Genomic DNA, 21,876 nt, shown 5'->3' on the forward strand with positions numbered 1-21,876 from the left:
TTTTATTTTTATATGCATTTCCCTGTTCACATTCTCATTGAAGAATGTCAAATCTTTATCATTGTAAACAACCGGCTGCTGACATGCAATTGTTGGTGACTGTTTTTGTTCTTACTTCTTCTATATTTCCTTATCATGTGTAATTGAAACCAGCACCACTATGATTGCAATGACAATATTAGGACAGTCTGCCATTGTGATTTTGAAACTTTTTGTTAATTTCCATATATTCGCTTAATCGCCTATTTTGTTTGCCACTCATTTCTGCTATAGTGAGCCCATTGTCATTTGACATCTTAACAAACTTACTTTTGAAAATTAGAGAGGATTACCTATGTCGACCCTAATTGATTTCGTTTTACATATTGACGCGCATCTTGTTTCACTCGTCAATAACTTTGGTAACTGGACGTACCTCATTCTGTTTGCCATTATCTTTATTGAAACCGGTGCGGTTATTCTACCGTTTTTGCCCGGTGACTCATTAGTCTTTGCAGCTAGCGCACTAGCAGCAAATAGCTTATATCACCTAAATATTTGGACCTTTGTCATTTTATTCCTAATAGCTTGTATCTCCGGTGATTCACTTAACTTTATCATCGGTCAGCGCGTTGGTCATGCCTTATCGAATCATTCTTTGTTTGGCAAGCTGATTCGCAAAGACGCGCTTGAACGTTCAGAAACGTTCTTCAATGCCCATGGTGCGATGGCCATCATTCTGGCACGGTTTATGCCAATCATCCGAACCTTCGCCCCATTTGTCGCCGGTGGTAGTAATATGCCATACCGCCGCTTTATCCGTTTTTCGCTGATCGGCTGTATTTCATGGGTAACCCTATGCTCCGCTGGGGGATATTTCTTTGGTAACATTCCGTTTGTCAAAGCGCACTTCTCCGCAGTTGTCTTAGGCATCATCATCATCTCGTTGATTCCTGCCGTAGTGGGTTATATTCGTGGGAAGGTTAAGGCTTCATAATTTCACCAAATAAAAGCACGTCGCTTAGCTTACTGTGATTTCACACAGTGCTAAGCGACGTGCTTTTTAGTGTTTCAAAACTAGTCCGTGCCTTAAATTATGCTGACCAACTAGCATGCCAACGATTAGCCACGTCTCAATTAGAACAAAAAACAAGGCGAAACAGGCGAGAAAGAAACTGGCTGGCAACGCATTAATAATTGCATCCTGATTGGGATCAAACAACCAATCATCGTTTCTAAACAGCAGTTTATGAAATGTGATAAAAAAACTTTCAAAATTCAAGCTCATAATCACTGCGACAACAGGCGCAACAGGCAACGCAATCCGCATCGGAATAATCAACTGCCATAAACGGCTTTCCCGATACATTCGCCACAGTCCCCATGCTGTAACAATCGCCGTTACAATCAGAACGACATTATTGAGTAACAATAAGGTCTTTACGTCCGCAAAATGTTTGAGCGCTCCCGCCGAATCAGTAAAATTACTCATATGCAACCGCTCCACCCACGGAAAATCTAAGTAATGGAGTAACTGATAATAATTTTTCAACATCGTTTGCCGATTCAAATTCACATCATGCAAGATTGTTGTGGTTGATAACATGATGCGATACAACCAGACAGCGTGAACTGTCAGAAAAATTGAACTTGTTAAGATAAAAAACCATCCGCACAAATAGCGCAGCCAGTGGTTTACTTTTTTAATGATCATCCGTTTAACCGCCATTCAGTTAAATCTGACACCACATACGTTGGAACAATATCTGCATCATTCGCCGGCGCCTGTTTAGTTAGCCCCGTCAGTGTCAGTAGAGAGTCCATGTTGGCATTCTTTGCAGCCATAATATCTGTATGCAAGTTATCCCCAATCATCAGCACCTCTTCTCGTGGCAATTGAATCCTGTTAAGTGCCTCATTCATGATGATTTTAGCGGGTTTACCGATAGTGATTGGCTTCTTTCCTGTCGCATAACGGACAAAATCGACAACCGCTCCAGCGCCCGGCAACATCCCCCGCTGATTTGGAATATTAGTATCCAGATTAGTCCCTACGAACTGTGAGCCATGCTGAATAGCCAACACAGCCTGTACGAATTTTTCATAGGTAACCTCACGATCAAGTCCAACGACCGTAAACGTTGGTGCAAACGATGCATCAGCAACTAGTGCAAAACCAACATTACGCAATGCATCCTGAAGTCCACGTTCCCCAATAACATAGGCAGTTAATGGTTTATCCGCCGCCAAACGACGCAAATAGTCCGCTGTAGCTAAAGCAGTCGTGTACACATGTGCTGCCGTCGTGGCGATGTGGTGATGTGTGCGCAGATTTTCCGCGACATCTTCAGGACTACGCGTAGAATTGTTTGTTACAAACAAATAGGGAATCTCACTATCAATCAGCCGTTGCATAAACGTTTGGGCCGTTTTAATTTCCTTGGTTCCCTGGTAGATGGTGCCGTCTAAATCAATAAAATACCCTGAATAACGCTTCATCATTCAAAATCCTCACTATTTATCGTTATTCTGAGTCTGCGAATGCGATTTTTGTCTAATTGTAAAATGACGCCGCGAAGGTCGTTTGTTTTGCGTAGACTGAACTTGCTGTCCACTATGACCAGTAGGCCGCGTTGTTTTACTAACCGTACGTTCCTTCGTGTAAGCTGTTTCTTTTTTATGATGTGTTTCAAACTGGTGACGCTGTTGTCCGTTCTGCTTTTGATTCCGCTGATTCGTCGAGCTATCATTTTTCCGCGCTGTTTGGGCCGTTTTAGTTTCCTGACCACCATTGCTTCGACGCCGTCTTGAACGATGGGAACGTTGATGTTCTTCCTTTTGTGGTCGATCTTGTTGCTCAATTTCAACGTCTAAATTATGAAGCACAAAATAGGCACAGCCAAAATTACAATACTCATATAGATAATCTTGTAGCGCCGTTATCGTTTGACTCACTGGTACATTGCGTTTTTTAGCAGCATAAAAGCCCTTTAACCGAAGTTGATCAAATCCCCAGTCCCCGACCAAAAAATCATACTTACTCAAAACAGTACTATATCGCTCAGCAAATTTATGCACATCAAACGCATCGTGAAAATTAGTCACTAATTCGTATGGATGCCCGTTAATAAAGAATTGTTGCTCGTTTTCACGAACAATGGTAAACATCGCAGCTCGCTTTTCTTGAGCTTCCTGAGCAAGCTCTTGGATGTGTTCACGATCGATAACGATCACCTTCCTAACCTTTGTTACAACAATAATTACATATCATATTTTACAAACAACTAATGACGTTTTTTATAATCAATCGCCTTGCCCGCAATCATTTGCTCGATTTCTGCAAACGAAAATGGTCGACCAAATGGAATTTCGTGATCAATATAGCTCTTTTCAGGCGTATCAACACCAACATTAATATTTTCCTTGGCCGGAAAAGCATAATGGTGAATGTGACCATGCAAGTTGATAATATTACCAACGATCCCCATGGAAAATGGGTAGTGTGTTAAATAATATTGTCGGTGATCATATTTTAAATACGCGCCAACATCATGAAATTCAAACTTAGGTTTGCCATCCGTCATGGTTTCATTATGCGCTGCCAAATATTTGAACAACGCACGGTTATCATGATTACCCTTAATCAACACAATGTGACCATTCAACCGATGCAAAATGTCGTTCACCGCAATGTGTGACGTGACAGCTGGCCTCGTAAAGTACATCGCAATATCGCCTAAATGATAAACCGTATCCGTATCTGTAACGACAGAATTCCAATTTTTAATAATAGTTTCGTTCATGTCTTCAACGGTCAAAAAAGGTCGCGGAGCGAAGTCGTTCATCCCAAGTAACTCTTTATGATAAAAATGTGTGTCCGACGTAAAATACCGCATCTGCAAACCTCCCGTCAATTTCGTCTATTTATTGTACCACATGTTACCATGAACCACCTTGTCGAGACCGCCTGCCCCTGCTTAACGCTTCATTATCAAATGACAAAACAAAAGCCATTATCTGTCCGTTCAAACGGCAAGGTAATGGCTTTAGAAATTCATTTAATCATCAATCATGTTGTGCCATTTCGGACTCAGCCTTCATGCTAATTGACTTAGCCACAAACAAAAAGATAAACCAAGCTACAGCGCCAATGAGTGCAATCAATGTTTCCGTCTTAAATAACATCACAACTGCTACGAAACCAAGAAAGATCAATACCAGGTAATCAGTTAATGGTGCAAACGGCATTTTGAAATCAGCCAATGGAAGATGTTGTGCCTTCATTGCTTGCCGATATCTCAAGTGTGCAACGATGATCAGCCCCCAAATGAGAATAAAACACGTTGTGGCAACACTGGAAATAAAGGTAAATACACCAGCAGGAAATAAGAAATTCAAAACTACCGCGATGGCAATAATCAAAGTTGAGAAACGTAATGCATGAGCTGGCACTTGATGTGAAGATAACTTACTCATCCGTTTGGCAAAGCGTGACTTACCACCATACGTCAATGAGTAAAGCATCCGGCCAGTTGTAAACAAAGAACTATTGCATGCGGATGCAGCCGCGGTCAGCACAACAAAATTAATAATACCAGCAGCAGACTTAATTCCAACGTTTTGAAAGACTTGAACGAATGGACTGCTAGATGGTGACACGTAAGACCACGGATAAATGCTCATGATAACTAACAACGAACCCACATAGAACAGGATAACCCGCATGGGGATTTCATTGATTGCCTTTGGAATGACTTCATGTGGATTGGCCGTTTCAGACGCAGTCATCCCCACCATTTCAATTCCGACAAACGCAAACACAACCATTTGAAATGACAGAACAAAGCCCTTCGCACCCTTGGCGAAAAACCCACCATCACGAAACAAGTTGCCAAAAGAAGCATGACCAACAGGCGTTTTAATCGAAAGAAAGATCATCGCCAACCCGCCAACAATTAGTGCAATAATCGCCACAATTTTAATAATGGCAAACCAAAATTCTGCCTCACCAAACGCCTCTACAGTGATTAGGTTTAAACACAACAACACAATTAGAATCACAAAACCTGGTAACCACTGTGGTACTTTTGGAAACCAAAACTGAAAGTACAATCCAGCAGCCGTGATTTCTGCCATGGCAATTGTGATCCATGATACCCAGTAGGTCCAGCCAACCACAAAACCAGTGCGTTTACCTATGTAGCGATCAATGAAGTCGATAAATGAATGTTGCGACAAATCCGACATGAGCAACTCACCTAAGGCACGCATCAACCAAAAACACATCAATCCGGTCAACATATACACTAAAATAATGGCTGGTCCCGCCAAATGAATGGATTGCCCAGCTCCTAAAAACAGCCCGGTCCCAATCGTTCCACCTAGCGCGATAAGTTGTACGTGCCGACTTTTTAACGATCGTGATAATTCTTGCTGATCCGTTTGATTTTCTGCCATCGAATCCTCTACTTTCCGTATGTCCGTTTAAAATTAGCACTCACTAATTCATAAATTATATTATACGAGCGTTTTTCATAATGAACAAACGAAACGATTTCACAAGAAAGGTGAAAATAATTCATCTCAATATTTCAGACAATAAAAAAGAGTTAACCGACAGCGAAAAAATATGCCAGCTAACTCTCTCTTTATCTTAACTATATCGGTTAATCGTACTAATCTCGCTCAATTATTTCTTCAATCTTTCAACGTCACGCGCAATCATTAACTCCTCATCAGTTGGAATCAATAGAACCTTTGCCGTTGAATCATCTGTCGAAATAATCGCTTCTTTGCCATGAATGTCATTACGTTCATCATCGATCTTGATGCCAGCGTAATTAAACGCATTAACCACTGCAGCACGAATGGCCTTCGCGTTTTCACCGATTCCGGCAGTAAATACCAACGCGTCAACACCACCCATTTCAGCAATGTATGAGCCGACGTACTTCACAATGCGGTTAACAAAAATCTTGATGGCCAATTGAGCCCGGTGATCGTCACTTGTTTGTAGATCACGCATATCGCCGGACGTACCGGAAATACCAAGCAAACCAGACTTCTTGTTCAAAATGTCAATCATCGCTTCAGGGTTAGTAATTCCCAACTTTTGTTGAAGGAACGTAACCAGCGAAGGATCCACATCCCCTGAACGAGTTGCCATTGTAATTCCTGCAAGTGGCGTAAAGCCCATGGACGTATCAATCGATTCACCATTTTTAATCGCGTCAATTGAGGCGCCTGCTCCTAAATGCAACGTAATGACTTTTAAATCTGACAGTGGTTTACCCAGAATTTCAGCAGCCCGAGCGGAAACATAGCGATGACTTGTACCGTGTGCACCATAGCGACGGGCACCAAACTTTTCGTAGTATTCGTAAGGAATAGAGTACAAATAGTTTTCTTCAGGCATTGTGCTGTGGAATGACGTATCAAATACGGCGACTGCAGTTGCGTTTGGCAAAACTTCACGGAAAGCACGGATGCCTGTTGCATTGGCAGGATTATGCAATGGTGCATATTCAGCTAACTCATCAATCTTTGCTAAGACATCATCATCAATCACAACTGAGTCCTTGAAGAATTCACCACCAGCAACGACACGGTGTCCAACACCAGTAATTTCATCAAAGCTGCCGATAACCTTCAGATCAATAAGTTCCTTCAACAAAACGTTGATGGCGACCTTGTGATCTTTAAAGGGTTGTTCAATTTTAAAGTGTTGACCATCACCATAGTCAATTGTAAATGATCCTTCTGCTAAACCGATTCGGTCCACCAGCCCCTTTGCAATAACCTCTTCCGAAGGCATGTCGAAAAGTTGGAACTTTAAAGTTGAACTACCTGCGTTAACTGCGATTGTTTTTGCCATGTGCGCGATTCTCCTTTTAGTTACTTATCAAATTTATGAAACGAAACTATTTTTGAATATTTGCTGCAACCCAGTTATCAATTTGATTGGTGAACTGACGGACAGCGTTTGAATCCTTAAATGATGGGAATTCACCCAATAGAACCTGACCGGCTTGCTTTGCATTGCCGCCCTTTTTCTGAAGCATCAAAATAGCCTTGCGAGCCGCTTTATTAATAAATAATTCTGTCGGCAAGTTGAGCAGTCCCTGAAGGTGCGCCTCCGTTTGAATCCACTCAACCAGCCCCTTGGCCTCAACAGATGTGAATAGTTCGCTAGGAACAAGGAAAATTCCCCAGCCACCGGGTGTCAACTGATTAACAGCTTGTTCAAGAAGTAAATGATGCACATACGAATGTCCGGATTGGGCTGCCGTTTTAAACTGTTTGGCGTGTTCATCCAATGGGTAATACCCCACCGGTAAGTCACTCACCACTAGGTCTGCCTTAGGCATCACTAATGGATCTAACGCATCCTGATGAAACAATTGAATATCGTGTTTCTGCAAGGTGCCGACAACATTGGCCGCCGCGAGCATAGAATCATCGTTATCAACACCAAAACTGTTGATTTTTACCGAGTTTGACTCAGCTAGTTGATTAATAACCGTCGTCAGTAAATTGCTTGTACCCACTGTAAGATCCAACAGATTTAACTGGTCGCGGTGAATAACGCGACTGGCTAAATATGCAACCAAAAAACCAATGGTATCCGGTGTTAGCTGATGATTAGCATCAATTGCATCGGTCTCAACATCCTTCAACAGGACCAATTGTAGACCACGTCGGATAGTTTCTTCATCTAGTTGATTTAACTTAATCTGACGATACAAAGCTGTTAACTTTTCGACCGCTTCCGTATCAGGCCGACCATTCTCAACTCTGACCTGACCGCCGTCAATAAGATCGTCACCCACTTCAATAAAGGCGTCTAAATAACTCGTTTCCAGCTGTGTCTGTAAAATCCCAATCGCTTGATCAAGTGTTTGATAAAGTGTTTGTGCCTGTTCTTGTGACAGCGTTACTCACCTCTTTAAAAATTTCTCTTTTTTAATTACATCAAAAACAAAAATCGATGTCCTTGTTAAGGATACCGATTTATGCCAGTTATTTCAAGTTATGTTTCCGCTCCCAAACTTGATAGGACGCGGTTTCTCCACTCGTTAAAATTATTTTTATTTGTGAATTTTTTAACGTGGCTTTCCCTTCAGGAAAAGAAAAGCTGATTTGCTGGGAATGCCTTGCCTGCATCAGACTGACTTCGTTCACGATTGTTTGAATCTGCCAATATTTTCGTTCATTTCTTTGGGTATGGTAGATTGTAAAATTAATCCGAACGCTGTTCGGACAAAAAAGATCAGCTTCCTTTAAAATGGTGTTTACCACAAACCCATTTTTTAGGAGCTGATCTTTTGTCTAGTATAACCTATTCTGAACGAATTAAAATTGAAACCTTTTGTGAGCTAGGACTGACCAATATCCAAATGGCTGAGCGGTTAAAACGATCTCCGTCTACGATTTCTTATGAATTATCTCGTTGTCAACCTTATCAAGCTGAATTAGCACAGGCCAACGCTGAATATAAACGGGCGCATTGTGGCCGAAAAACTAAACTGAATGCCAAATTAAAGCAAACCATTCTAAACCATTTACGTCTAAGCTGGTCACCGGAAGTGATTGCGCATGAGCTTAAACTAGCCACTAAATCTATTTATAATTGGCTATATCAGGGGAAAATTGAATTCTCCTTGAGTGAACTACCTGAACATGGGCTACGCCAACGGCGTAACCTTGACCAACGTTCTAAATATAATCAATCATTAGGGCGTTCAATTGAACAACGACCAATTGTGATTAACCAACGTAACCGCATCGGTGATTTTGAAATAGATACAGTGGTTGGCCCTCGTGGACATAGCAAGGCTGCTTTATTAACGCTAATTGATCGCAAATCACGTTTTCTTTGGGCTTACCGATTAAAAGATCGGACAGCGGCGACTGTTAATGAAGCCCTAACTATGTTTCTAACAACTTTTAAGGGACCGGTACACACCTTTACTGTCGATCGTGGAACGGAGTTTAGCAATCTAGTGTCATTTGAACCACAATACGGTATTCAGACCTATTACTGCCATGCTTACACGCCCGCTGAACGCGGCAGTAATGAACGATTCAATCGGAACTTACGTTATTTTTACCCTAAGGGGACTTGTTTTGAGCACATTAGTGCTCAAGATTTAACAACGACGTTACTCGAAATTAACCAACGCCCCCTTAAAGTACTTAACTGGCAAACACCTTACCAAGTGATGCTGACTAATTTGTCAAAAAATTCGGATTAAATTTGCAATCTACCAAGGTAGATTGCAAATTTAATCCGAATTTTTGGACAAATTGGTCAGCATAACCTGATACGGTGTTTTCCAGTCAAGTATTTTAAGCGGTCTCTGGTTAATTTGGAGTAACGTCGTCGTTAAATCTTGAGCACTAATGTGCTCAAAACGAGTCCCCTTAGGATAAAAATAACGTAAATTCCGATTAAAGCGTTCATTACTACCACGTTCAGCTGGCGTATAAGCATGACAGTAATAGGTCTTAATACCATATTGTGATTCAAATGATACTAGCCCACTAAACTCAGTACCACGGTCCACAGTAAAACTGTGCACCGGTCCATTAAAAGTTGTTAGGAACTTAGTCAGTGCTTCATTAACACTCGCTGTCGTTCGGTCCTTTAACCGATATGCCCAAAGGAACCGTGATTTGCGATCGATTAAAGTTAATAAAACTGCCTTACTATGCCCACGAGGGCCAACGACGGTATCTAGTTCAAAATCACCGATGCGATTACGTTGATTAATCATCATGGGACGCTGTTCAATCGATCGCCCCAAAGATTGATTATATTTGGATCGTTGGTCAACGTTACGCCGTTGGCGTACGCCATGTTCAGGTAGATCATTCAAGGAGAAACCAATTCTCCCCTGATTTAGCCAATTATAAATAGATTTAGTCGCTAGTTTAAATTCGTGAGCAATCATTCCTGGTGACCAGCTTAGATGTAAATGGTTGAGAATTGTTTGCTTTAACTCATCGCTCAGCTTAGTTTTCCGACCACATCGTGATCGCTTGTATTCGGCATCTGTTTGTGCTAATTCAGCCTGATAAGGTTGACATCGAGATAATTCATAAGAAATTGTTGACGGTGATCGGTTCAGCCGAACGCCCATTTGGATATTGGACAGCCCTAGTTCACAAAAGGTTTCGATTTTAATTCGTTCGGAATAGGTTATACTAGACAAAAGATCAGCTCCTAAAAGATGGGTTTGTTGTAAACACCATTTTAAAGGAAGCTGATCTTTTTTGTCCGAACAGCGTTCGGATTAATTTTACAATCTACTATAACCTCACCTAACTGTCGACTTGTTTTTTCGTAGCGTAAACGCGCCTTCTTTGTACGCTGTCGTTCGAAAGTTAGTCGAGTGTTCATTTGTTGTGTGACCCCCATTACTAGCGTACAAGCACTGAGCGCTAGCGCTAAAGCCAACATCGCCTCAACCATAACAAATCCAGCTCGTTGACTAACGTTTGAGCTTTTCAATGTGAATAATCCCCCATCCCAGTTGTGGTTTAATCGCGTACTCTTCGCCTAGTGAGGACGTTAACACAATTCTTCTTGGCGCAATCATCTCATCCTTGATGATCAAGATTTTAGGTGATGTCTTTGTCACAGATAAGGTTGCCGGCATTTTAATTGTTTGTGGTTGATGATAAGTTTCCTTGTAAACAACTTTTCGATCATCGATGTTAATTTCTGTAACTAGGCGTCCCAACATCGTATGCATTTTGGCCCGTTCAAATAGACTCACTAGTGTTTCGAAAAACTGAGCCTCAGCCTGGCGCTCACGAGTCACTTTAAACGTTTGCACGCCAATTCCTAGAATTGCTGTCGTAACTGCAAGGACTAACAAACTTTCAACCAATGTAAATGCCGACCTATTTTTTAACATCCACAGCTGCCACATTATTGTGAATTTCAATACCCTCATCTTTGGCCTTCGAAACTTGTTTACCCGTGAGATAATTTCCCGTTTGAAGTTCATCAAAGGTCACGTCCTTATCACCATTATCATTCTGATAAAGATCTACTTGCGTTTGAACTACCTGTGTCATGGCTTCCCCATGGGTTTTAGTAGCATTCCGACGAGATGCCGTTAAGTTCGGCACGATGATCAGAATCAAGAGTGAAATAATAAATAGAACAATGGCCATTTCAATTAACGTAAAGGCCTGCCGTTGTTTAACCCGCATTTTTTGAGCATAGCTTTTCAATTTTTTTATCATTATGATAATCCTCCTATTGTGTGGTAAAGCGGCAACAGAATACTGAGATAGACACCGACGATGCCTAACCCGATGACACCAAATAGTAATGGCTGAATCAGCCCAATCAAGCCTTCTATCCGGTTAAATAAACGGTGGTAAGTTAGCTGAGCGTCTACTTTTAGATCTTTAGCAATTTCACGATTACTCAAGCCTTTGTTGAAAAAAACTTTAAACGTTGCCGGTATAAAACGGTAACGATCAACAAAAGTGTCCAATTTAGCTCCTTCCATCAAATGATCATTTAATTGATCAGCCAACTGGCGCAATAACGACTTTGCTTCATACGTTTGCAATAATTTCATAACATCATGTGACTGCATGCCACTATTTAATAGCAGACTCAAATCAAGTGATAAATAGTAATGCCAATACATTTTCAAAAGTGGTCCAACGATGGGCAATTTACATGACACTTGTAATTGGCGTAACCTCGACTGATGGCAAAAACGCCATCCCACAATGATGATGCCAGTGATAAAAACTATTAAACACGCTTTTAACGGCCAGCCGATGCTAGGAATCAATAACTGTTTTGCACCCAGACCAGATAATTCTGGTAGCAATAACTGTTTGACGGCCACAATTAACAGGCCTAAACAAATCAGAATACCCAGTGGATAACGCAATACTGCACGAATTTTTTGTTGTTGGCGAACCTTAACAGCCAAAAAATTACCCAGATTCGTCAAAACTGAAATCAATTCGCCATTTTCTTCAGCAATTTTTATTTGATAAAAGCAGTCTACAGAAACAAACGGACGCATTGCCTCAGCAAACTGAATCCCCTGGGCCAGTCGATGCTGAATGTCTGCGATTGTTTGATGCATTTTGGGCAGCATCACTCGTGCAAAATTTAATCCTTCACGCAATGAAAACCCTGCGGTTAATACGTCAGCCATTAGACTGAATAATTGTGCAGTCTGTGGTCCTGACAGTTGCCGTAATGCTCCACGATTGCCCCAACTAGCCAGCCTGATATCTTTGAGCCACCTCAGGGGCCACCGAACCGTCGTCAACTGCTTCTCTGAGCGCATCATGCCACCTCCTTGTCATTTGTGTTTTCTTTTGTTGACCATTGAAAAATGGGCTGGCTTCACTAAATAATTCTTCACGTGTTAACCAGTCGTATATTGTCACCGGCTGTTGCCGCCCCGGTAACAATCGTTGATAACATACTCCTGCAATTGCCTGTTCTAAGTCGTTTTTGGCAATGCCCAACTGTGTTAACCGGCCAACGACGCCAAGTGCACTTTGAGCGTGGACTGTCGATAACACTAAATGGCCACTCAAAGCCGCCTTGATTGCTACCCGTGCCGTTTGCTCATCCCGAATTTCACCAATAATAAAAACATCTGGTCGATGTCGTAGCGCTAACTTCAAAAGTGCATCATAGGTCATGCCAGCAAGTTCGTTCACTTGTAATTGCAAAAAATCGGGCTCTTCGATTTCTACCGGGTCCTCAATTGACAGCACTACTGAGTCCGTTTGCCGTTCATGTGCTAATTGATAGATTGTGGTTGTTTTTCCAGAGCCCATCGGACCACTAAGGACAACTAGTCCGGCCGAATTTGTGAGTCCACGAATTGCTGGCCACTGTTTATTTTGCCGAACTGCATGACTCACCTCCGCCAAAGCATAAATAATTCGGATCACCATCGACTCACGGTCTTGAAAATCCCCGACCGTCGAAAGTCTCAGGTGAACTTGCACCTTATCAACTCGAACGTGTAGTGCTCCCAGTTGTGGGCGCCTGCGTTCACTAATTGACATATTCGCCTCATACTTAACGTATGCAATAAGTTGTTCTGCTTGCTCACAACTCAACTCCCCCATTTTTTCAATTCCGGTGACCGTATGGCAGACAATCTCGTAACCCTGAAACTTTGGAAAAAAATACACATCACTTGCATGTTTAGCAATTGCCTGAGTCAGTGTATGCCTCAATTTTTCTGCTGGTTGCATCTCATCACTCCTTTCATACCCTTTACATACGCAAAAAGTGACCCCGTTGTTTGCCGCTGTCAAAAAAAGGACAAAAAAAGACATGATTCAAAAAGAATCATGTCTTAGCTTGCACTATTTAATTCAAGTTTTGAAAGCGCCTATTCAGCAAGATCCTCGTCCGCAACTTCAGCTGCTTCATAGACATCTGAAACGTCGTCATTGTCACTCAATTCATCAATCAAATTGACGTATTGTTTAGCCTTGTCACTTGGAACCTTGGTTACATTTTCCGGAATCATTGTAATTTCGGCAGTATCCAAATCAAAGCCCTTTTCTTGTAGGGCATCACGAACTGCGGCCAATTGTGTTGGATCCGTGTAAATTTCAAATGCATCATCAGTCGTATTCATGTCGTCAGCACCGGCATCCAGTGCGTCCATTAACATGGTATCCTCATCAGCATCCAAACCGTCACGTAGGATTACAATGTACCCACGGCGGTTAAACATGAATGCCACAGAGCCTGAGGCCCCTAATGCACCACCATGATGAGTGAAGGCAGAACGAATTGCCGAAGCAGTTCGGTTTTTATTATCTGTCAAAGCAGCAACCATGATGGCAGTACCACCAGGGCCGTAACCTTCGTAAGTGATTTCTTCAAACTTTTGACCACCAGCGCCAGTCGCTTTGTCCAAGGCACGTTTAACAACGTCTTTAGGCATGTTAGCAGCACGTGCTTTTTCCATGACTAACCGTAGTTGTGCGTTTCCGTCAGGGTCGGCACCACCAGTTTTTGCGGCTTGGTATAAGTCACGTGATATTTTTTGGAAAATTTTTCCACGCTTGGAATCCTGGGCGTTTTTACGGCCCTGAATATTATGCCATTTTGAATGTCCTGACATGTTCAGCACTCCTTTGATAGTTAGTATGATTTTTGAGCAAAAATAACCTTATATACTATACCACTGGGCCGCGGTCGGTTCAATCGTTTAGCCAGATAATCACCGGTCTCGGGCTGATACTTATTTTTATCTGCTGAAATACGGTTCCTCAATCGTCACTGTAGCGGCATCTAAGTCAATACTAGCTAAAGCCCCATATGGTAACACTGTACGTGGATAGGCGTGACCAAAGTTCATATTGAACAAAATGGGTGTTTGATACTCAGCAGTAGCGGCAATAATTAGTTTTTGATAATCTTCAAAATACGCTTCGTCTTGTGGTTTACCAACCAAAATTCCCTTTACTGCCTTTAAAATGCCAACTTGGTCAAGCTTCAAAAGCATTTTTTCATAAAGGGACGGCTTGGGCTTTTCCTCACTTGTCTCGATAAATAAAATTTTGTTCTGCCAATCAGTAGCCTGCGGGATAATTTGATATTTTGCGGCCACTAATGAGTCACCGACATACCGCGTTTCGGTCAATAAATCATAAAAACTATCCAAACAGCCACCCAAAAGTCGACCCCGAATGACGCCGTGTCCCCTAAGGACTATGTAACCGCGTTTTTCCACATGTTCTGTCAAAGAAATGCCAACTGAGGTAGCCGAAAAATCCTGACGACTGTCATACCAGCGATCACTGCTATTTATCTTCGAAATGACTGGATTTTTAAAAACACGTTCAAATTCATGTTTGGTATATGGCAACATTTCCGGGCCTAATTCGGCAAAATCCGCCAGAAAACTCGGTCCATAAAATGTTGCTAATCCCATTTCATAAAACATTAAATGATTGATTGTCGTATCGGAAAATCCTAAAAAGACTTTGGGATGTGTCCTCACTTGCCGAATAAACGCTTCATCTTCACAGAGGAAAGGTAATAATCGATATGTGTCATCCCCGCCAATGGCAGACATAATTCCCTGAATTGAGCCATCAAAAAACGCCTGTTTAAGATCTGCCGCCCGTTCCTCAGGATGGTTACGAAGAAACTGAGTCCCCTTTAACGTATGTCTCATGTACACGGGTTCTAGACCAAGTTCGCGCAATCTGCGTTCTCCTAAGACTAATTCATGATGGAAATCTGCCTCGCCGAGTCCGCCACCAGATAAACTGACGACAGCGATATGATCACCACGTTTTAATCGAGCCGGTTTAATCATTTGGCCCACCACCTTGTTTTAGAATAGCATCATTATGAACCTTTGCTGAATCGATTAACATGAGTTTCACAAGTTTTCATAAGCCACATAATATAGACAAATGACGTACAATGTAATGAAAGAAGGGAAGCCCATCATGAAACAACCACCAATTGCGAAATTATATGAAGCCTATTCGGCCATTGCAGATCAACGTGTCCAACAACTTGATGAAACCCACTGGCAAATAACATCTAGTGATAACGCTCAGCATTACACGGTTATTAGCAGTGATGATGCACAAACGTTCAGTAGTAACGACAATGCCACATATTGGCAAGGTTACGCAGGTTACCCTATTCTAGCCGTTTGGCTTACTTTGGGTATATTACCAATCAATCAGCAAGTTTTACCTGCCTTTGAGAAAATTAACTGGCACGCTCGTAATGAAGCAGTTCATAATCATTACGAGCAGGCGATTAACCAATTTCTCAGTGAGCAGACTGATGACATGGCTAAAACAATTCAGCAATCACTAGCTGATCAAATGTCCCAATTGGCTACCTTTGACTTCACAATTAAACGAAATCGATCGCCTAAAAAACAAAAATAGAGCTTGCGCAAAAAAGCGCGAGCTCTATTTTTATACCATTACTTAGTTGATTGACGCTTCTTCAAACCATAAGGTAGAACAACCGTCTTATCGCCAATTTCTTCATTGTTCATCAATTTAGTTAACAAGCGCATGGATACAGCACCGATATCATAAAGCGGTTGCGTAATCGAGCTCATCGTTGGGCGAGAGATCTCTGTAAAGCGCGTATCGTTGCTTGTGATGATTTCAAAATCTTCAGGCACGTTAACGCCCGCGTCGGTCAGACCGTTTAATACTCCTGCAGCTAATTCATCGTCACCAACGAATGCAGCAGTTGCCTTAACATCTTGCAATGCCTTAGCCAATGCATACCCTGCCTTATACGAATAATCTGTTTGGAAAACCAAGCCTTCATCATAGCCAATTCGTTTGCTACTCAAAGCCTGCTTATAACCCTTCAAACGGTAATCCTTGTTGATACTTTCATCCATTGATCCCGTTACAAACGCAATGCGTCTGTTACCACGACTAACCAGCTTTGCAACAGCGTCAGTTACTGCAGCAACATAGTCAATATTGACGGATGGTGACTGGTGTTCAGGATCAACTGATCCAGCAAATACGATTGGTGCATTTGCCCGGTTAAAGGCATCACGCAAATCTTTGCTTACTTGGTTACCCATGAAAATAATCCCATCCACCTGCTTAGCGGTCAAGTTATCCACAACTTGTAATTCTTTATCATGGTTTTCATCGGAGGAAGCCAAAATAATGTTGTACTTGTACATCAAAGCAACGTCATCAATTCCTCGTGCTAATTCAGAAAAGTACGAATTTGTTAAATCTGGGATGATAACCCCGATCGTTGTTGTCTTTTTAGAAGCCAAACCACGTGCAACCGCATTTGGACGATAATCAAGCTGATCAATCACATCCAAAACTTTCTGCCGTGTAGCTGGTTTAACATTGGGATTGCCATTAACAACCCGTGAAACCGTAGCCATTGAAACTGCTGCTTCACGGGCAACATCATAAATCGTGACTGTTTGTTTATCCATTGTTATACCCTTTCATTACTAATTTAATTTGTTTTCATCGGTTTTCATAACCTGTTAAATATAACAGAGCATTAAAATGAAAGCAATCATGAAACCGCTTACTTTTAATATAAATCAAACCTTTGTGGTCTGCAAGTCAGAAGCCACTGGTGTGATATACTGGTTTTACATTTGATTTTACAAATTAATATGAAAAATGAGGCGAAGTTATGGCAGATTATTCACAACTCAAGCAAGTCCAGCAATGGATTGGTAAACAAGGAATGGATCTTGGCTACTTTAGCAACTTTCAAACAATTCAGTATTTAACAGGATTCGGATCAGACCCTATCGAACGGGTACTGGCCCTGTTCGTTTTTCCAGATGCTGATCCTTTCTTATTCTGTCCTGCTTTGGAAGTTGAGGCCGTCAAGGACACTGGCTGGCCATACGGTGTGTACGGTTACTTAGATCACGAAAATGCCTATGCAATGATTGCCGACCAAATTAAGGCCCGCACTTCTTCACCTGCTAAATGGGCCATTGAAATGGGTAACTTAACCATTGAGCGATTCAATAAAATGCACGAACAGTTCCCTGACGCAATGTTTGACTTGGACGCTACAGATTACATTGCTAACTTGCGCGTCATCAAAACACCACATGAGATTGAGTTGCTTAACGCTGCTGGTGCTGAAGCTGACTACGCTTTTGAAATTGGCTTTAAGGCTGTTGCTGCCGGCGTCCCTGAACAACGTGTCGCTGCTGAATTACAATACGCGTTAATGAAGCGCGGCGTGATGAACATGAGTTTTGATACCCTAATCCAAGCTGGTGCACATGCCGCTGAACCACACGGTGCAACTGGTGCCAACAAAATTGAAAATAACGAACTCATTCTGTTTGATTTAGGAACTGTTCACGAAGGCTATATCTCAGATGCCTCACGAACTGTCGCTCTTGGCAAACTGTCAGACAAACAAGCAGATATCTACAAAGTTTGTTTAGAGGCCCAGTTGGCTGCCATGGACGCCGCCAAACCAGGTATTACCGCCGCCCAGTTAGACAAGGTTGCGCGTGATATTATCAGTAAAGCTGGCTACGGAGAATACTTTATTCACCGTCTCGGTCACGGTATGGGGCAATCTGAGCATGAATTTCCAAGCATCATGGAAGGCAATGATCTGGTGCTGAAGGAAGGCATGTGCTTCTCAATTGAACCTGGAATTTACATTCCCGACGTCGCTGGTGTTCGGATTGAAGATTGTGTCCACATTACCGCCGATGGATGTGAACCATTCACTCACACTAGCAAAGACTTAACTTACGTCGGTTAATCTAGCAAGCGCATCACACTTGTTGTTAAAATTTAGGTTTCTAAAAGCCACTGATAATTCCGAAACGTTATCCGGAATTATCAGTGGCTTTTTCTCTCAACGTATTAGACTCACCGTGCCTCATTAATAAAGTCTTGGACCAGGATGCCAGGACTTGCGTCGCCATTTAAATAGATTAACAAGGTTAACGATAATAAGGACAAGTAGCACTGCCACACCAAATAGCAACAACAAACTGCCCATTAAACTGAGATTACCCGCCATAGCACGATTAACCGCCATTACAATGAGCCAGGCCAATACAACAATGCTACTAACATAATGTGTTGGATAAAACGATGGCTTCATATTAGCACCTCCGTTAATCTTTTTCTTATTATACAATTACTCATATCGCTAATACAAAACAATCAGCTCAACAAAAATGCTTCAATTCACGTTGGCGTGAACTGAAGCATTTTTGATTAAATATCAACACTAGTTATTTTTTGGTTTTATCACTGGCGCTGTCAGCAGCACTTTTTGCTGTTGAAGTAGCTGACTTAGCAGCTGAGCCTGTTTGGCTTGCCTTGCTTTGCGCAGCGCTGGCGAGTGACTTAGCGGAGCTAGCCGTGGACTTTGCGGCACTAGCAACTTTGTCTGTAGCTGATTGTGCACTGGCCTCAGCCGCAGAAGCTTCCGAAGTTAATTTACTATCAGCTGTAATCACAATGTCGTCGCTATCGTCATCATCATCTTCGTCATTAACACCGTTCAGTTCGTCCCGCAATGAAGCCGTCTCATCATCAAAGTCGTCATGCTTCTGACGGAAACGGTCACGGAATGAAGCCCCACGATCACCTAATGAACCGGCAAAATCATGTGCTGATTCATTAGCCGATTCCGTGTAGTCTTTCAATGATTCTTTGGCATCGTCCACTGCGTCGGCAGCGTAAAATGCATAATCAACAGCCCGGTCACGGACCGCCTGATAGCGTTCTGTTGCTTCTTCACGTAATTTATCGCGTTGTTCCTGTGATAACGAACGATACCCAGCATAAGCTGCGGCACCGCCTAACACTAGTCCTAACCAAAAACCTTTAGCCATTTTGTCGTCCTTCTTTCACGTTATTTATTCGTTGTTCGAGACTGCTTTTTTGTTTGATGGTTTCGATACATCTTATAAACAGAGTTGGCAGCCTTAGTAGCAACGCCCACCTTGCCTGCGTTTTTACCAGTGCTGGTAACCCGTGTGGTCAGATCACGTGTTGCGTTATTTAAGTCTGAGACACTTTCACCTAAATCAGCAGCAGCCTGAAAGACTGGATCCACTGTTGCAACCTTGTGGTTCACATCATCTAACAGTTCGTTTGCATTACCAAGAATGTCTTCTACCTGCTTGGACAAAACATCCACAGAACTGCGGATAACCGCGACACTCTGGTTAACTTCGTGAAATGTCCGCAATAATACCATCAGAAAAATGCTAATAAAGATTGCCAAAATCAAGAATGCAATTGCTGCAATTACGCCACCTGTCATAATTTTTCCTCCAACTTTTCATAATGAATCATGTACTTAGCATCAGCATACCATAAACCGCAAACGCACAAAACCGTTTTCATTCGTCAATCATTATTCTGCGTCACTCAAGTTTGTGAGCTGAGTCATTTCTTCAGCCGATAATGCAATTCTCGAAGCAGCGGTGTTGCTAAAGAAGTGATTGACATTGCTAGTCCCAGGAATTGGTAGAATCACTTCTGAACGATGTAATAGCCATGCCAATGCTATTTGTGCCGGCGTTGCGCGATGTGCCTTCGCAATATCGGCCAATGGACCAGTGGCGGTGGCAAGATGCCCCGTTGCCAATGGATACCACGGAATAAAAGCGATATGATGCTGATCAGCGTAGTTCAAGACGTCTTCATCATGTCTATCCGTTAAATTATAGCGATTCTGAACTGATGCAATCGGCGTAATCTTTTGAGCTGCTTCAATATCATCAATCGTGACCTGACTTAACCCAATATGTTTAACCTTACCCTCTTTTTTCATATCGGCCAGCACGCCGACTTGGTCAGCTAATGGATAGTGCGGATCAATTCGATGCAACTGAATCAAATCAAGACTATCTAATCCCAATGAAAAAAGATTTATTTCAACTTGTTGGCGGAGATAATCGGGATTGCCAAGCGGCGTCCAAACATCTGGTCCTTGCCTGGTAAAGCCAACCTTGGTGGCAATCATTTTATGGGCACCTTCATAATCCTGCAAAGCTTGCCTAACATAGTCATTAGCAAACAATGGCCCATAAGCATCGGCCGTATCAATGAAATTAACATCACTGTTAAGAACAGCATCCATCACATCAACCGCAGCCTTAGGATCCGCATTTGGTCCCCAAACGCCCTTTCCTGGCAACTGCATCGTGCCGTACCCCAGTCGATTAACTTCTAATTCGTCATCAAACTTAAATGTTTTTGCTACCATGCTTAGCCTTTTCCTCCATAAGTAACAGTTAATTCTGGAACGGTACGTCCATCTCGCGTGCAAAACTCAATCGTCGTTTGATCACCAGTCGACGTGACGAGTGCAAACGTGCCGCCTAGACTGGCATATTGACCACGTGGCTGACTAATACTGCCAGGATTCAAGAAAATAATCCCAGACGTTTCAACCACGCCCAATTCATGCGAGTGTCCAAAAAAAGCAAAGTTTGCCTTTGCTTCCCGTGCGGCCAGAGCCAGTCGCGTTAAATCTTGTTTGATTCCGTAACGGTGACCATGGGTCAAGAAAATCCGTTTGTCATCCACGGCAACCGTCTGTGAAACAGGATATGAAGCATCAAAATCCATATTCCCGCCGACCACATGATAAGTTTCCCATAACGGATCGTCCGCAGGCAATTCAGAATCACCACAGTGAAAATAAGCATCCACTTGGCCTTTAAATTGATCAGCAAGGGTTACCAAAATGTCTCGATCACCATGACTGTCACTTACCACTAGTAATTTCATCAGTCTTCACGCCACCAAATTGGAAATTGTGCCATCAGTGAATCCATTGCTTTGCCACGATGACTAATCTCGTTTTTTTCATCCATATTCATCTGAGCAAAGGTCTTTTTCTTTGAAGCCACGTAAAATAGTGGGTCATAGCCAAACCCATCTTTACCACGCGCCTCACGTAGAATTGTGCCACGCACATCTCCACTAACAAACAACCGTTTACCATTTGGCTTAACGGCCACAATCGTCGTGTGAAAATTAGCCGTGCGTTCATCATCAGGCACCTTGTCCATGGCTGCCAAAAGCTTACGGTTGTTTGCCTCATCATCGTGGTTGCCAGCATAACGAGCTGAGCGGATACCAGGTTCACCATTTAGCGCATCGACCTGGAGACCAGAATCGTCCGCAATAATCGGCAATTCGACCGTCTTTGCCAGCGCGTCCGCCTTAATTTGAGCGTTTTCAGCAAACGAACTACCATTTTCTGGCGGCATAGTCACACTAGGAAAATCCTTGAGCGTTAGTACTTTAATTCCCAGTGTTGCAAACCGTTTGCGGTATTCCGCAGCCTTACCTTCATTTTGAGTTGCAATTACAATTGTATCTGCCATAACT

The 21,876-nt window shown here is 42.4% G+C and carries 25 protein-coding genes; 4 read left to right on the forward strand and 21 right to left on the reverse strand.

What is annotated here, in order from left to right:
* Positions 1-334: 334 nt before the first annotated feature.
* On the forward strand, positions 335-976 hold the full coding sequence (locus ABUE36_RS09330; RefSeq protein WP_161004329.1) for a VTT domain-containing protein: 642 nt from the start codon (positions 335-337) through the stop codon (positions 974-976).
* 66 nt (positions 977-1,042) lie between these two features.
* On the opposite strand, the gene ABUE36_RS09335 is transcribed toward ABUE36_RS09330, so the two are convergent.
* The 7 genes from ABUE36_RS09335 to ABUE36_RS09365 all read right to left on the reverse strand — a co-directional run bounded on the left by ABUE36_RS09335 (position 1,043) and on the right by ABUE36_RS09365 (position 7,910).
* The gene (locus ABUE36_RS09335; RefSeq protein WP_421016645.1) at positions 1,043-1,708 is read right to left on the reverse strand and encodes a TIGR01906 family membrane protein; all 666 of its coding nucleotides are present in this window, start codon (positions 1,706-1,708) and stop codon (positions 1,043-1,045) included.
* Entirely contained in the window at positions 1,690-2,478 is a 789-nt protein-coding gene (locus ABUE36_RS09340; protein WP_161000909.1) for a TIGR01457 family HAD-type hydrolase, read from the reverse strand. Before ABUE36_RS09340 ends, ABUE36_RS09335 begins: the two co-directional genes overlap by 19 nt.
* A gap of 15 nt (positions 2,479-2,493) precedes the next feature.
* On the reverse strand, positions 2,494-3,213 hold the full coding sequence (locus ABUE36_RS09345) for a YutD-like domain-containing protein (protein ID WP_161000899.1): 720 nt from the start codon (positions 3,211-3,213) through the stop codon (positions 2,494-2,496).
* A 50-nt stretch (positions 3,214-3,263) separates the two neighbouring features.
* On the reverse strand, positions 3,264-3,875 hold the full coding sequence (locus ABUE36_RS09350; protein ID WP_161000898.1) for a metallophosphoesterase: 612 nt from the start codon (positions 3,873-3,875) through the stop codon (positions 3,264-3,266).
* 169 nt (positions 3,876-4,044) lie between these two features.
* Entirely contained in the window at positions 4,045-5,436 is a 1,392-nt protein-coding gene (locus tag ABUE36_RS09355) for an amino acid permease (protein ID WP_421016646.1), read from the reverse strand.
* A 232-nt stretch (positions 5,437-5,668) separates the two neighbouring features.
* Positions 5,669-6,853, reverse strand: a complete 1,185-nt coding sequence (locus ABUE36_RS09360) for an acetate/propionate family kinase (protein WP_161000896.1) — start codon at positions 6,851-6,853, stop codon at positions 5,669-5,671.
* A 46-nt stretch (positions 6,854-6,899) separates the two neighbouring features.
* The gene (locus tag ABUE36_RS09365) at positions 6,900-7,910 is read right to left on the reverse strand and encodes a class I SAM-dependent methyltransferase (RefSeq protein ID WP_162855584.1); all 1,011 of its coding nucleotides are present in this window, start codon (positions 7,908-7,910) and stop codon (positions 6,900-6,902) included.
* A 393-nt stretch (positions 7,911-8,303) separates the two neighbouring features.
* Between ABUE36_RS09365 and ABUE36_RS09370 the strand changes: the two genes are divergently transcribed.
* Positions 8,304-9,233, forward strand: a complete 930-nt coding sequence (locus ABUE36_RS09370; RefSeq protein ID WP_216769602.1) for an IS30 family transposase — start codon at positions 8,304-8,306, stop codon at positions 9,231-9,233.
* A gap of 30 nt (positions 9,234-9,263) precedes the next feature.
* Here ABUE36_RS09370 and ABUE36_RS09375 read toward each other — a convergent pair whose 3' ends face one another.
* The 7 genes from ABUE36_RS09375 to ABUE36_RS09405 form a co-directional block, all read right to left on the reverse strand.
* Positions 9,264-10,193 carry an IS30-like element ISLpl1 family transposase gene (locus ABUE36_RS09375; RefSeq protein WP_096109805.1) on the reverse strand — a complete coding sequence of 310 codons (930 nt, stop codon included), beginning with the start codon at positions 10,191-10,193 and terminating at the stop codon, positions 9,264-9,266.
* 279 nt (positions 10,194-10,472) lie between these two features.
* Complete coding sequence (locus tag ABUE36_RS09380; protein WP_161000893.1) at positions 10,473-10,901, reverse strand: pilus assembly FimT family protein; 429 nt, start codon at positions 10,899-10,901, stop codon at positions 10,473-10,475.
* Positions 10,888-11,235 carry a competence type IV pilus major pilin ComGC gene (comGC, locus tag ABUE36_RS09385; protein WP_186337556.1) on the reverse strand — a complete coding sequence of 116 codons (348 nt, stop codon included), beginning with the start codon at positions 11,233-11,235 and terminating at the stop codon, positions 10,888-10,890. The genes ABUE36_RS09380 and comGC overlap by 14 nt, the downstream gene beginning before the upstream one ends.
* Complete coding sequence (locus ABUE36_RS09390; RefSeq protein WP_421016647.1) at positions 11,235-12,176, reverse strand: type II secretion system F family protein; 942 nt, start codon at positions 12,174-12,176, stop codon at positions 11,235-11,237. Before ABUE36_RS09390 ends, comGC begins: the two co-directional genes overlap by 1 nt.
* Positions 12,177-12,240: 64 nt before the next feature.
* The gene (comGA, locus tag ABUE36_RS09395; RefSeq protein WP_421016648.1) at positions 12,241-13,239 is read right to left on the reverse strand and encodes a competence type IV pilus ATPase ComGA; all 999 of its coding nucleotides are present in this window, start codon (positions 13,237-13,239) and stop codon (positions 12,241-12,243) included.
* Between the two features lie 140 nt (positions 13,240-13,379).
* Positions 13,380-14,123 carry a YebC/PmpR family DNA-binding transcriptional regulator gene (locus ABUE36_RS09400; protein WP_161000889.1) on the reverse strand — a complete coding sequence of 248 codons (744 nt, stop codon included), beginning with the start codon at positions 14,121-14,123 and terminating at the stop codon, positions 13,380-13,382.
* Positions 14,124-14,249: 126 nt separating this feature from the next.
* On the reverse strand, positions 14,250-15,326 hold the full coding sequence (locus ABUE36_RS09405; RefSeq protein ID WP_421016649.1) for a S66 family peptidase: 1,077 nt from the start codon (positions 15,324-15,326) through the stop codon (positions 14,250-14,252).
* A 136-nt stretch (positions 15,327-15,462) separates the two neighbouring features.
* On the opposite strand from ABUE36_RS09405, the gene ABUE36_RS09410 reads away from it, so the two are divergent.
* Positions 15,463-15,918 (forward strand): hypothetical protein, encoded by a 456-nt coding sequence (locus ABUE36_RS09410; protein WP_161000887.1) that lies wholly within the window; start codon positions 15,463-15,465, stop codon positions 15,916-15,918.
* A gap of 38 nt (positions 15,919-15,956) precedes the next feature.
* On the opposite strand, the gene ccpA is transcribed toward ABUE36_RS09410, so the two are convergent.
* Positions 15,957-16,958: a catabolite control protein A gene (gene ccpA / locus ABUE36_RS09415; RefSeq protein WP_161000886.1), complete on the reverse strand. Its 1,002-nt coding sequence runs from the start codon at positions 16,956-16,958 to the stop codon at positions 15,957-15,959.
* Between the two features lie 209 nt (positions 16,959-17,167).
* On the opposite strand from ccpA, the gene ABUE36_RS09420 reads away from it, so the two are divergent.
* Positions 17,168-18,274, forward strand: a complete 1,107-nt coding sequence (locus ABUE36_RS09420) for a M24 family metallopeptidase (protein ID WP_161000885.1) — start codon at positions 17,168-17,170, stop codon at positions 18,272-18,274.
* Between the two features lie 123 nt (positions 18,275-18,397).
* Here the strand turns inward: ABUE36_RS09420 and ABUE36_RS09425 are convergent, their stop codons facing one another.
* From ABUE36_RS09425 to ABUE36_RS09450, 6 genes are all read right to left on the reverse strand, one after another.
* A complete protein-coding gene (locus tag ABUE36_RS09425) occupies positions 18,398-18,622 on the reverse strand; it encodes a hypothetical protein (protein ID WP_161000884.1) in 225 nt (74 codons plus the stop codon).
* Positions 18,623-18,755: 133 nt separating this feature from the next.
* Positions 18,756-19,361 (reverse strand): hypothetical protein, encoded by a 606-nt coding sequence (locus ABUE36_RS09430; protein WP_161000883.1) that lies wholly within the window; start codon positions 19,359-19,361, stop codon positions 18,756-18,758.
* Between the two features lie 20 nt (positions 19,362-19,381).
* Positions 19,382-19,795 carry a DUF948 domain-containing protein gene (locus ABUE36_RS09435; protein ID WP_161000882.1) on the reverse strand — a complete coding sequence of 138 codons (414 nt, stop codon included), beginning with the start codon at positions 19,793-19,795 and terminating at the stop codon, positions 19,382-19,384.
* A 93-nt stretch (positions 19,796-19,888) separates the two neighbouring features.
* Positions 19,889-20,743: an aldo/keto reductase gene (locus tag ABUE36_RS09440; protein ID WP_161000881.1), complete on the reverse strand. Its 855-nt coding sequence runs from the start codon at positions 20,741-20,743 to the stop codon at positions 19,889-19,891.
* Between the two features lie 2 nt (positions 20,744-20,745).
* Positions 20,746-21,270, reverse strand: a complete 525-nt coding sequence (locus ABUE36_RS09445) for a metallophosphoesterase (RefSeq protein WP_161000880.1) — start codon at positions 21,268-21,270, stop codon at positions 20,746-20,748.
* Positions 21,270-21,872, reverse strand: coding sequence for an XTP/dITP diphosphatase (locus ABUE36_RS09450; RefSeq protein WP_421016650.1), 603 nt, complete (start codon positions 21,870-21,872; stop codon positions 21,270-21,272). Before ABUE36_RS09450 ends, ABUE36_RS09445 begins: the two co-directional genes overlap by 1 nt.
* Positions 21,873-21,876: the final 4 nt, after the last annotated feature.

Source organism: Furfurilactobacillus cerevisiae, from assembly GCF_048961765.1.
GTDB classification, from domain to species: Bacteria; Bacillota; Bacilli; order Lactobacillales; family Lactobacillaceae; genus Furfurilactobacillus; species Furfurilactobacillus milii_A.

Bases quoted from the DNA above. Each gene is read 5' to 3' on its own strand.
- ABUE36_RS09330 (WP_161004329.1), top strand. From the start codon at position 335: ATGTCGACCCTAATTGATTTCGTTTTACATATTGACGCGCATCTTGTT.
- ABUE36_RS09335 (WP_421016645.1), bottom strand. From the start codon at position 1,708: ATGGCGGTTAAACGGATGATCATTAAAAAAGTAAACCACTGGCTGCGC.
- ABUE36_RS09340 (WP_161000909.1), bottom strand. From the start codon at position 2,478: ATGAAGCGTTATTCAGGGTATTTTATTGATTTAGACGGCACCATCTAC.
- ABUE36_RS09350 (WP_161000898.1), bottom strand. From the start codon at position 3,875: ATGCGGTATTTTACGTCGGACACACATTTTTATCATAAAGAGTTACTT.
- ABUE36_RS09355 (WP_421016646.1), bottom strand. From the start codon at position 5,436: ATGGCAGAAAATCAAACGGATCAGCAAGAATTATCACGATCGTTAAAA.
- ABUE36_RS09360 (WP_161000896.1), bottom strand. From the start codon at position 6,853: ATGGCAAAAACAATCGCAGTTAACGCAGGTAGTTCAACTTTAAAGTTC.
- ABUE36_RS09380 (WP_161000893.1), bottom strand. From the start codon at position 10,901: ATGTTAAAAAATAGGTCGGCATTTACATTGGTTGAAAGTTTGTTAGTC.
- comGC (WP_186337556.1), bottom strand. From the start codon at position 11,235: ATGATAAAAAAATTGAAAAGCTATGCTCAAAAAATGCGGGTTAAACAA.
- ABUE36_RS09390 (WP_421016647.1), bottom strand. From the start codon at position 12,176: ATGGCTGACGTATTAACCGCAGGGTTTTCATTGCGTGAAGGATTAAAT.
- comGA (WP_421016648.1), bottom strand. From the start codon at position 13,239: ATGCAACCAGCAGAAAAATTGAGGCATACACTGACTCAGGCAATTGCT.
- ABUE36_RS09400 (WP_161000889.1), bottom strand. From the start codon at position 14,123: ATGTCAGGACATTCAAAATGGCATAATATTCAGGGCCGTAAAAACGCC.
- ABUE36_RS09405 (WP_421016649.1), bottom strand. From the start codon at position 15,326: ATGATTAAACCGGCTCGATTAAAACGTGGTGATCATATCGCTGTCGTC.
- ABUE36_RS09410 (WP_161000887.1), top strand. From the start codon at position 15,463: ATGAAACAACCACCAATTGCGAAATTATATGAAGCCTATTCGGCCATT.
- ccpA (WP_161000886.1), bottom strand. From the start codon at position 16,958: ATGGATAAACAAACAGTCACGATTTATGATGTTGCCCGTGAAGCAGCA.
- ABUE36_RS09420 (WP_161000885.1), top strand. From the start codon at position 17,168: ATGGCAGATTATTCACAACTCAAGCAAGTCCAGCAATGGATTGGTAAA.
- ABUE36_RS09425 (WP_161000884.1), bottom strand. From the start codon at position 18,622: ATGAAGCCATCGTTTTATCCAACACATTATGTTAGTAGCATTGTTGTA.
- ABUE36_RS09430 (WP_161000883.1), bottom strand. From the start codon at position 19,361: ATGGCTAAAGGTTTTTGGTTAGGACTAGTGTTAGGCGGTGCCGCAGCT.
- ABUE36_RS09435 (WP_161000882.1), bottom strand. From the start codon at position 19,795: ATGACAGGTGGCGTAATTGCAGCAATTGCATTCTTGATTTTGGCAATC.
- ABUE36_RS09440 (WP_161000881.1), bottom strand. From the start codon at position 20,743: ATGGTAGCAAAAACATTTAAGTTTGATGACGAATTAGAAGTTAATCGA.
- ABUE36_RS09445 (WP_161000880.1), bottom strand. From the start codon at position 21,270: ATGAAATTACTAGTGGTAAGTGACAGTCATGGTGATCGAGACATTTTG.
- ABUE36_RS09450 (WP_421016650.1), bottom strand. From the start codon at position 21,872: ATGGCAGATACAATTGTAATTGCAACTCAAAATGAAGGTAAGGCTGCG.